Annotated in this window: 4 protein-coding genes; 3 read left to right on the top strand and 1 reads right to left on the bottom strand. The window is 67.6% G+C overall.

Features of this window, described 5'->3' with window-relative positions:
• The coding region (locus VIU94_RS21050) for a helix-turn-helix domain-containing protein (protein ID WP_331913388.1) at window positions 1–265 on the top strand (265 nt) is incomplete at its 5' end.
• Window positions 266–408: 143 nt separating this feature from the next.
• Here the strand turns inward: VIU94_RS21050 and VIU94_RS21045 are convergent.
• Entirely contained in the window at window positions 409–3,078 is a 2,670-nt protein-coding gene (locus VIU94_RS21045; protein ID WP_331913387.1) for a ricin-type beta-trefoil lectin domain protein, read from the bottom strand.
• 399 nt (window positions 3,079–3,477) lie between these two features.
• Here VIU94_RS21045 and VIU94_RS21040 point away from each other — a divergent pair, with 399 nt between their 5' ends.
• Window positions 3,478–3,636, top strand: coding sequence for a hypothetical protein (locus VIU94_RS21040; protein ID WP_331913386.1), 159 nt, complete (start codon window positions 3,478–3,480; stop codon window positions 3,634–3,636).
• Window positions 3,637–3,840: 204 nt separating this feature from the next.
• Window positions 3,841–6,150 (top strand): GDSL-type esterase/lipase family protein, encoded by a 2,310-nt coding sequence (locus tag VIU94_RS21035; RefSeq protein WP_331913385.1) that lies wholly within the window; start codon window positions 3,841–3,843, stop codon window positions 6,148–6,150.
• The last annotated feature ends 264 nt before the right edge of the window (window positions 6,151–6,414 follow it).

Raw genomic sequence — 6,414 nt, 5'->3', positions numbered from 1 at the left:
CGCCGCGTTGTCGGACACGTTCAAGGTCAGCACGCGGACGATGCTGCGACGCTTCGCGGACGAGACCGGCCAGAGCCCGCTGGCGTACCTGCAGTCGTCGCGTGTCCGCCGCGCCCGCCACCTTCTGGAGACCACGCACCGGACCGTCGCCGGCATCGCCGCCGCAGTCGGGTACAAGGACCCCGGCACGTTCGCCGCTCTCTTCGCCAAACACACCGGGCAACGCCCGAGGGACTACCGTGCGGCGTTCCGTCGTGTCGACTGATGGTGCGGCTCCGGGGTGCACCAGCTGCTCGCCAGGGCTCCGGACTCATAGCCGGACCCTAACCGAAGCGAGGCAGGACGCCATCCCGGGAGCCGAACTTCTGGCGGCTGCACGTCTGGTGGGGCCCAGTAGCGGACGAGGGGTCAGCCGAGCGAGAGCGTGATCTGCCCTGCCGGAGGGCACCGGACGAAACCCTGGGTGCCGAGCGGCTGCGAAAGGCAGTAGCCGGAAACGGCACTCGTTGAGGTGATGTAGAAATTGTCCTCGAGTTGCTCCACTTTGAACTGCGCAACCTCGTTGCCGTTGTTGTTTTGGTCCGTCACGGAGAACGGGGAGCCGAGCGCCTCCTCGAAGTTCATGCTGGCTCGCTGGAACGGGTCCACATCCAAGCTAAAGTCAAAGGTGGAGCCGGTAAGGCGCAGGAGATTCGGCGTTTGATTGCAGAACGTCAACACGAACCAGACGTTCCCGATTTCTGTCGACGTGAGGAATCCCCAGTCGGCGGAGTCCCGGAAGAAATCACTCTTCGACACGCCCGTGCTCCAGACGTCCTGATCCATCATGTCTTCGGTCGGGTACGCGTCGTAGTTGGCGATCTCCGCGATGTAGTAGGTGTTCCCACCCGTTTGCCACATGATGGATTCGGGCAGGTCCTGCAGACCTTTCCACCGGTAGATCTGGTACTTGACGGGCAGGAGCATCTGCAGCGCGGACCGGGTGTAGCCGATGCGCGCGGCACGGACGAGCCGTCCGGTGGTGTTCGGGTCCCAGTACAAGCTGTCGCCCCCGCTCTGCTGCTGCGTCATCGCGTACACGCTTTGGAGTTTCCCCCAGTCCTGCAGAATCGCGTTCTCCAGGACCCCCATCCCGTCCAGCAGCGCCTCGAAACTGGTGCTCAGCTGGTTCCACAATTCGGAAACCGTCACCTGGAACGGGTTGGGGGAGATGGCGCCGCTCGAGCCGACGGCCTCCCCGACCCCCACGCCCACCTGCATCAGGTTTGCCGCGACCGCGAACTCGCCCCCCATGGCGCTCAGCCCGGCGTACGTCAGACCGTCCATGGCAGCGATAATCATTCCTTGGACGATGCTTCCCCCGTCGACCGTCATGCCGGCGTCCGAGATCAACTTGTCGAGCAGGAAGCCGTCGTCCTCGAACAGCTCCATGTGGAAGGTCCCGTAGTTCGCGAACAGGTTGCGCGTGGCATCGGCATAGGTGATCTCCACGAGCAGCTGGTCGCGGACCGCATCCCAGTCCGCCTGCGAGATGCCCTGGCCGTCGGGCGGCTGCGCCCACGACGCGATCCGAGCGCCGTAGTCGGCGAGGGTGACCGTGAGGTTGTAGTACTCGGCGCGCAGCGACGTGATGCTCAGCCTGCCGTTGATGCATGCGTACGCGGCGGCCTGGCCGCCCGAGAACGTCGGAAAGGGCACCGCCGGCTGCGCCATGAGCGTCGCCAGCGACGAGGACGGGACCTCGTACCACATGTAGCTGGGGTTCGAGGTGCCCGGTGCGGTGAGGACGTTGTTGCCGTCGAGGACGATCGGGCCCGATGTTCCGCCCTGCGGCACGAGGTACTCCCCCGTGGACCTGTTGCGGATCTGCGGCGGTGCGGTGAACGGGTCCCACAATTGAGTCTGCGGCAACGGGTCCTGTTGCGAGTCCACGGTGACCTGGTTGCCGTCGCCGCTCGTCGGACCCGCGGTGAGCACCAGATCGTTGCTCTGGCCGCTCAGGATCCGCCCGTCCAGCGTCCGCATCCACAGCTCGTTGGGGCAGCCGAATTGGGGCGTGATCGGCCAGACGATCACGTCGCTGCCCGGAGTGGTCGACCCACCCCGGACATTGAGGACGCCCGCGCTCCCGTCCGCCTGCGTGAGCGCGCTCTCGAAGAACACCCATCTGGGCCGGGTGACCGGTGAGACGGTCCACTCGTAACTGGCGCTCCAGGTGCCCGACGCGGCCAGGACGCTGTTCCCGTCGAGGGTGATCGGCCCGCTCGTGCCGCCCTGAGGAACGAGGCATTGGCCTGAGAACGAGTTGCGGATCCCGTTCGGCACGGTGGACAGGTCCCACACCTGTGTCAGGGGCAGAGGATCCTGCGGCGTGTCGACGGTGACGAAATATCCCCCGCCTTCACCGTCGTTGGGCGGGCCGAGCGTGAGCACCAGGCTGCTGTCGAGGGCGCTCACGATCCGGCCGTCCGGCATGATCTGCCACAGTTCGTTGGGGCCGACCTGGCTCAGCACCCGCCAGACGATCGCTTCGGTGCCCGGAGTGGTCGAGCCGCCCTGGACGTTGAGCAGGCACGCGCTTCCGTCCGCCTGCGTGAGCGCGCTCCTCAAATAGACCCATTGAGGCGGGATCGCGGTGCTCGGCGCAGGTGGCGCCGGTGGCGACGCGAGGGTCCAACGCTGCAGGCCCTCCACGTCCTGACCGTCCTCCGGGGCCATGAGCAGCTCTTGGCCCGACCTCGCACCGCCGGCGAGCGCGAGCACGAGGTCGGCGCCCGGGCATGCGATGCGCCCGTCGCCGTTCGCCTTCCACGAGTGGGACGGCTGGTCGGTGGCGGTCTGCATCACGACCTGCCGCTGCTCGTTGCCCGCGAGCGCCATACCGTTAAACCGGCTCACGATGCGACCGTCGGCGGTCATGTTCCACAGTTGGCTCTGCGCGACGGTGGGGTCCAGCGGCCCGAGGGTGACGGCGGTGCCCGGCCGCGACCCGTCACCGTCGACGCCCAGCACGAACGTCTGATCGGTGTCCGTCGCCCGGCTCACGATGTAAAAGACTTGCTCAGGTCGAGGTGCCATCGGTGGCCGTCCTCTCTGAAGGCCTACAACCGACGCACGCACGGCCGGAAGCGACCATTGGCGAATGTCCCCGCTGGCGGCGACCGTGTGAATCTGCGACGGCGCGGCGTCGGGGATGCCCCCATGTACTCCCCCAGGCACTCCACCTTGGACTTTACGCGGGCGTACCCAGACCGGCACCTTGTGCGGGGCCAGCGCCGCCCGGTGCGCTGCGCCCCGCTGCTGGGAGAGCGTGCTGCCTCATCCTCCGGACCCGGGGCGAAGCCGACAGGTTCGTCGATTCCCGCTTGGCTCTGGGTGGGAACCCACCGTCGCCATCGTGTCCTCCCCGCGGGTGGCCGGCGTGTTCCCCGGTCACGGTCGGCCGGACTGGACGACGACGCGGAAGGAGGGGTGGGTGTGAGGCGGCGGGTTTTCTTCCACATTCGGTTCGCCCGGCGGGGGCGGATGCCGGAGCTGCTGGACAGCCTTGGCCGGTTCACTCCGCTCGTGCAACAGCTGCCGCCCGTTGTGGTGATGGCGCAGATGGCCGGTGCGCTGCGCCAGTTCCGGGGTTGATCCAGCCGACCTGGCGCTGCGGGTGCGGCCCACGTCGCCACATCCGACCCGGCCGCCCGCCGCCGGGGCTGCTCACAGCGGGCTACGGCACGTTTCCGGCGTATTCCGGTTGGCCTCCTGGGTGGCCCGCAGGGCGGGCGCATTCGGTAAGGACTCCGTAAGGTCGGCTCTCCACGGCAGCGTCATTAACGTCATCAACTGCCGGTGGGGTACCGACCGCGCGGCCTACAACGTCGTGGGCGACGCGTACAACTTCTTCAACGGCAGCACCGTTTCTTCAACGGCAGCACCGTACGGGTCGAGGGAGGGAACCTGTACCTGGGCAACGCGGGCATCTACCGCAACAACACCTTCGTCGCCGACCGGATCATCATCCACGAGAACGCCGTTGAGGGGCTGACCGCCCCGGGCGGCCTCAGCAACGTGTTCATCGGCAACGTCGAGATCGCCCGCGTCAACCAGATCTACCGCGAAGTGGTCGAGCTGCGGGAATGCACCACCAACCTGGTACGCACCACAACCACGGGCTGGAACTTCGAAGAATTCGATGAGGCTGGCGGAGCGCGCCCCGACGGCCTGCTGGGCACCGCAGACCTGCAAGCGGTGCTGCACGACGACGATTTCACCGACCCTGCGCAGGACTGTGCCCGCCTGCTGGCCCGGAACGACTACGAGCACTTCAGCGCGGTGCAGACCGAGCAGGGCGCGCAGGACAACCGCATGGCCAACCGGGGTGACTTCCAACGGTTCAACGACCACCTTGCCCGCTGCGAGGATGAGATGAGGCGGCAAGCCGCCATTGCGGGGGCGGGGGAGATGGTGACCGCGCTACTGGACTGCGCCCGCGAAGGGAACGAGAACGGCCCCCTGAACACCGACTCGGACGGTCCGGGCGGAAACGCCACCGAGCCCGACCCCGATACCGACGGCCAGTTTCCCGGTCAGAACACCCAGGCCGGGGACTGGACCATCGGTTCCGGTCTCGGCGTGGGCGCGGTCAAAGATGAGCTCGAAAAGCGAGGCCTGCCCCAGCTCCCCGCAGCAGCCGGCATCACCGACATACGGATGCTCCCCCTGGGAGACTCCATCACCTACGGTGTCGGCGCGCAGGGCGGCTCAAGCTACAGGGGCCGGGTGTGGGACTTCCTCGCACACGATGTGCGCTCTTTGGACTTCGTCGGCACGGTGAAGTCGGGCACCGGCCCTGACCGGGACCACCAAGGGCACAAGGGCTGGACCATCGGCCAGATCGACGCCATCGCCACCTGCATCGTGGCCAGGTTCCGGCCGAACGTGGTCACCCTGCACATCGGCACCAACGACATGAACCGCAACGTAGACGTAGACCAGGCGCCCGCCCGGCTGCGCGCACTGATCGGCAAGATCGTCAGTGCCGCCCCGGAAACCACCGTCCTGGTCGCCACACTCGTGCCGTCGTCCACCCCGGAAGTCAACGAGCGGATCCAGCGGTACAACGCCGAAATCCCCGGCATCGTCAACAGCTTCCGGGCCGCCGGTGACCATGTGCGGCTGGTCGACATGAACGCCATCACACCGGAAGACCTCAACGACTGGCTGCATCCCAAGGCCATCGGCTACGAGAAGATGGCCAACGCCTTCTACAGGGGAATCCACCAGGCCATGAGCGATGGCTGGATAGCCGGCCCGCGTCCGCAGGACCCGTCCCCGTGCGCTACACAGCGCCCGACCACAGATGATGGCTGGGACTGGAAGGGCACCGTCGCCTCCGGGGTCGGCGCCCCCCGATCCGACCTGCGGTGGGCCGACCTCAATGGCGACGGCAGGGACGACCACCTCGTCATCGACGGCCAGGGGCGAATCCGTGCCTGGCTCAATGACGGCCCCGCCGCAGGAGGCGGCTGGGCATGGAAGTGGAACGGCGAAGTCGCCACCGGCGTGGGCGCGACCCGTGATCAGGTACGCCTCGCTGATCTCAACGGCGACAACCGTGTCGACTACCTGGTGGTCGATGACCAGGGCAAGGCGCGCGCCTGGCTGAACAGCGGCCCCGCCGCAGGAGGCGGATGGGCGTGGAAGTGGACTGGTGAAGTCGCTTCCGGGGTGGGCGCCGCACGCGACCAGGTGCGCTTCGCTGATCTCAACGGCGACAAGCGTGCCGACTACCTCGTCCTCGACGGCCAAGGCCGCGCCCGGGCCTGGCTGAACAACGGCCCCGCCGCAGGTGGAGGCTGGGCGTGGGAATGGAAGGGTGAGGTCGCCTCCGGGGTGGGCACCGCACGGGAGCAGGTACGGCTCGTCGATCTCAATGGGGACGACCGTGTCGACTATCTCGTTCTCGGCGACCACGGGCAGGTACGCGCCTGGCTGAACAACGGCCCCGCCGCAGGTGGAGGCTGGGCGTGGAAGTGGACCGGTGAAGTCGCCTCCGGGGTGGCGCCCCCCGCGACAACATCGACTTCGCCGATTTCGACGGAGACAAGCGCAGCGACTACCTGGTGGTCCGGGACAACGGGGCGGCCACCGGCTGGCTGAACAACCGTCTTCCCCTCGGCTGACGCAGAGCGCCCATGCCGCGCCCCCTGCCAGAGCGTGAACCGTTCCGGCAGGGGGCGCGGTCGTTGAACGGCCGGCGTGTGAGGCGGAGTTGTTGTCGGTGAGCCGGCATACCGTGGGCGCTTGGCGGTATGTCTCTAGACCCCGACTATCTCGCCCCCGGCGTGGCCGCCCCCCAACCGCAATCAGCGCAGCGCCGAGGCCGCTTTGGCTACAGCCCACAGGGCCAGGCTGGCGCCTAGG

Source organism: Streptomyces sp., from assembly GCF_036566765.1.
In the GTDB taxonomy this organism is placed as follows: Bacteria; Actinomycetota; Actinomycetes; order Streptomycetales; family Streptomycetaceae; genus Streptomyces.
Note: the sequence above shows the minus strand (reverse complement) of the source record. Positions and strands in the feature narration are given on the sequence as shown.